Source organism: bacterium (assembly GCA_037131655.1).
In the GTDB taxonomy this organism is placed as follows: Bacteria; Armatimonadota; Fimbriimonadia; order Fimbriimonadales; family JBAXQP01; genus JBAXQP01.
In genome coordinates this window covers 1-4,267 of the sequence record JBAXQP010000235.1, presented here as the reverse complement: position 1 = coordinate 4,267, position 4,267 = coordinate 1, and the positions used below count along the sequence as shown (strand labels likewise).

Genomic DNA, 4,267 nt, shown 5'->3' with positions numbered 1-4,267 from the left:
CTTTTACATAAACCTTCATGTAGTCTGATTGTGTCTCGGTTGGGTTCGAAAATAGCTGTATTCCTACCGCTAATACCCACATGGGCAGTGGCTTGTTATCTTCGAAGTACATCCGGGCTCATTTTGTTACTTAAATGTTTTTCCGTTTCCTCTGCTTTGAACACTAAATAGTAAGCCAAACCGTAGGATTGTCGCGGTTCTCTGAGGACGTATGCGAGGGACACGAGGATTCACCTCAGTGAGGTCAGCCAATGCTTGTGTCTAGGTAGAACTAATAGGTCACCAGCACAAGTAATTTGCCAATGATTTTTGGCAGAAGATGTTCGGCGCATATCCAGTTGCAGCCACACAGATGATAGCGATATTCCTTTAACAGCATTTCAAGCAGGTGTTCGGGTTAACTGTTTCTACTTATAGATTTCTTTTTGTAGACGGTCTTTGGAACGCTGAATCTACGAATTAGCAAATAGATAATTTGAAATTAACTATTTCGAAAAAATGATGTAACCGATCTATGTTTTCGCTCAGCCAAAGGGCCATTATAAGGTTTTTGATAATACAAACGGGAACCACCTGGAAGACCGGCACAACGGTTGATATAATCGCGGTGTCACAGGTAAAACAGTGGCCAAGGTGGAGATGACAGTGGCTCTAGGTATTTGAGGCAACATCACTCAGCCTACGTAAGTGATTCATCACCCCGGTAAAGTTATTGTATTTTGTCCTATATGACTTCCTCGATGAGGAGGGGATTTGATATATATATAAATTGAGGCAATTATGACTAAGTCTGGAGAATTTGGGATTGGGATTATAGGGCCTGGCGGGCGGGGGAGTGTTGGATTTTACACTCATAAGCCTGAAGAGGGTGTGCGCGTAGTCGCCGGATGCGATGTGGTCGAAAAGGGGTTCGATGAGCTTCGGGAAAAGTGCGGGGAGGATGTTTTTACGACCAATGACTATCGTGTCTTGCTGGAAAGGGACGATGTTGATGCGGTAGTAATCGGCTCGCCCGACAACTTTCACGAAGAACAGGCGCTTGCGGCGCTTGAGGCCGGTAAAGCGATCTATCTAGAAAAGCCGATGGCCATTACTATCGAGGGTTGTGATCGCATCCTCGAAACCGCGATGAAGCATAAGGGCAAACTGTATGTCGGTCACAACATGCGGCACTTCCCGGTCATTCAGAAGATGAAGGAGCTTATCGATACCGGCGCAATTGGCGAACCTAAAGTGGGTTGGTGCAGGCACTTTATCTCCTATGGCGGAGATGCATATTTCAAAGACTGGCACGCTGAGCGGGAGAAATCAACGGGCATGCTGCTTCAAAAAGGCTCTCATGACATTGATGTTATGCACTGGCTGCTGCACGGCTATACACAAGAAGTGACGGCGATGGGCGAGTTGACACTGTATGGCCAGATAAAAGACCGCCACGACCCTTCAGAGCGGGGTGATGCGACATTCGGCACAACCTGGCCTCCGTTGACACAGACTGGGATGCACCCCATTATGGACATCGAAGACGTCAGCATGATGCTGATGAAGCTTGATAACGGCGTTCTTGCTTCCTACCAACAGTGCCATTACACGCCCGATGCTCAAAGGAATTACACGATTATCGGCACAGAAGGCCGAATCGAAAACTTTGGCGATGACCCAAAGGAAGCGCTCGTTCGCCTCTGGAACACACGTACCTATTTCCACCCTGAAGGTGATGTTGATTTCACGTTCACACCCGAAGATAGCGCTGGGCATGCAGGGGCCGATCCGAGAATTATGGCCGAGTTTATCCGTTTTGCGCGTGATGGCGGTAAAATTACCACGTCCGCAATCGGCGCCCGCCAGGCTGTTGCGGCTGGTGTGATGGCAACATTATCCATGCGAAACGGTTCGCAGTTATACGAAATCCCGCCCCTCCCCAAAGGCGCCCGAGATTATTTCGACCCGCAGACGCTTTAGGCGAAGGGTGAAGGGTTAAAGGCATAGGGTAGAGTCTGAATTTCCCCCTTTCCAAGGGGGAATGCAAGGGGGTCTCCGGAACCCTTCGATATGGCCCTGAGACCTACTCAGGGAAGCGGATTTGTGGGTCAGAAGGCTTTGTCTCCTAACTCATGTAATGACGTCATTCCGAGAGTAGTCGAGGAATCTCTCTGGAGGGTTTTTGAGGAGGTTGCTTCAGCACAATCAACCTCGCAACGACACAAAAAAGAGTGCCAGCGAGACGCCGGCGTTATAGGCTGGAAGCTAATATAAACCTAAGAAAGGGACTGATAGCAAATTGAAGATGGAAAGACCTGAGGGCGGACTGACGATAGGGAACGATAGCATTCGCGTATCCGCTTTTACCCAAGAAGAAAAAACCTATCTGATTTTCGAAACCCGCAAGCCGGCTGGAGATTGGCGCATGTTGCTCAGCACCGGGTTGGTTTCGCGCGGCAGTATGTGGGAGGATAAAGGAACGGTTGTTCACAAGAGCGACCCTACGCTCGAATGGAGCGGCTACTCCGTGAACTTTCAGAGCGGCTTCTTGAACGAGGCTTTTCTTGACAATAATGGCAAGGAGCTAGTCGTTCGCGGCAGTTCTGGCGAAATCTGGCCCGAGTATGTCGCGCATCATATCGAAGAGCGCATCACTATCATCGGGTCGAACCAGCTACACGTGACGGTCACTGATACCATTTCGGAGCGTGTCAAAGAGGTGCGTCTGGGCAAATTGATGAGTAAGTTTTACTTCATCCCCGACGGGTTGACGCAACGAGGCGCGGAGCCGCTCGATTTCGCCTGGACCCCATGCCTTCACCTTGAAAAAGATCACGTTATAGCCGATCACGTCTTCCGATCTCCGGCGACAATCGTCCAGTACGATGGTCTCTATGCAGCACTTGTTCCCGACCTCGATTTGCTCATCAAGCACCGTCTGAAGATACGCCATGCAATGGACCTGCGTATGCCGGATGTGCCGATGGATGGGGAAAATGATGCAGAGGCGGAAGTGCCGAGACTATACTACGGTTTCTGTACCTGGAACCCAGACGGCCACGTCTACTATAAGCACAACCCGGAACAGCGCGAAATAATGCTTCCCGGCGAAATGGCCTACGGGTTTGACCTCTTTCTAGGTGATTCTGATGGTCCCGAGAAGGTCGTGCATGATGTCAACACCCATCTGTGGGAACGCTATGGGCATAAATACTTTGAGGACATCCGCCCGCAGGTGATGCCGTTCGAGAACTATGGCAAGGATTATGCGTATCCGAATGAGTTGGCTCGAACGATGAAGCGCGTGACGATCAACGGCAAGGAGTGCGTCGGTATCGAGAACCTATCTCGGCGTGGCGCTAACTTCCATACATGGGAAAACGATCTCAACGTCGGCTTTGGCATTCGCCATTACGCCGATAAATGGGGCGATAAGGACCTGCGAAGCGCCGCCGATGGCATTCGCAGCCTGATTTTGAACTCCCCCAGCAACAAAGGCGCGTTCCCCTGCGTCTATAATTTCGAAGAGAAGCAATATGAAGGTTCGCTTTACTGGACTACGCGCGCTTGCGACCCGATTAACGGATTTGATACAGGCGCTATGGGCGTGAGCGCTTGGTGGCTGATGTATTGGAACGATAATTTCGGCAACGACCCAGAAACGACCGAAAAGGTCGTCGCTTATGCTGATTTCCTGACCGAATCGATGCTCCCCAGCGGTGCGGTACCGACCTTTTACTTCTCGGATTTCAAGCCATCCCCTTCTCTGAAGGAAAGCGGCACGGCAGCCATCAGCGGTGCGGTGTTGGCCAAAGTTGCGAAGATAACAGGCGATGCGAAGTTGAAGAAAGCGGCATTGAAGATAGGCAAGTTTGTTGACGAACAGATCATGCCTAAGCTCAAATTTTATGACTTTGAAACCATCTATTCCTGTAGCCCGAAGGCTTATCACTTTGTTGACCCTGTGTCGGGCATTTTGCCGCAGAACAACCTGTCCGTCCAGTGGGCCGCCGATCAGTTCTTGGCATTGTATAAATTGACCGGTGATGAATATTGGCTCAAGCGCGGCGAGCTTGCGTTGGGCATCTTGTCGTTCTATCACCAGTGCTGGGCGCCGCCTCATTACAGCGCGTATCTCTATGGCGGTTTCGGGGTCATGAACACCGACGGCGAATGGAATGACGGCCGCCAGGCTCGGTTCGTGCCGACTTATGCCGATTACTATGAAGTTACGGGTAAGACCGAGTATCTTGAGCGCGCCATCTCAGCCACCCGCGCCTCCTTC

General features: G+C 50.7%; 2 protein-coding genes. Both read left to right on the top strand.

From position 1 onward, the window contains the following. Positions 1 to 780: 780 nt before the first annotated feature. Positions 781 to 1,962, top strand: coding sequence for a Gfo/Idh/MocA family oxidoreductase (locus WCO51_10280; GenBank protein MEI6513644.1), 1,182 nt, complete (start codon positions 781 to 783; stop codon positions 1,960 to 1,962). Positions 1,963 to 2,287: 325 nt separating this feature from the next. Further along, on the top strand, positions 2,288 to 4,267 hold a 1,980-nt coding region (locus WCO51_10275; protein ID MEI6513643.1), incomplete at its 3' end, for a hypothetical protein.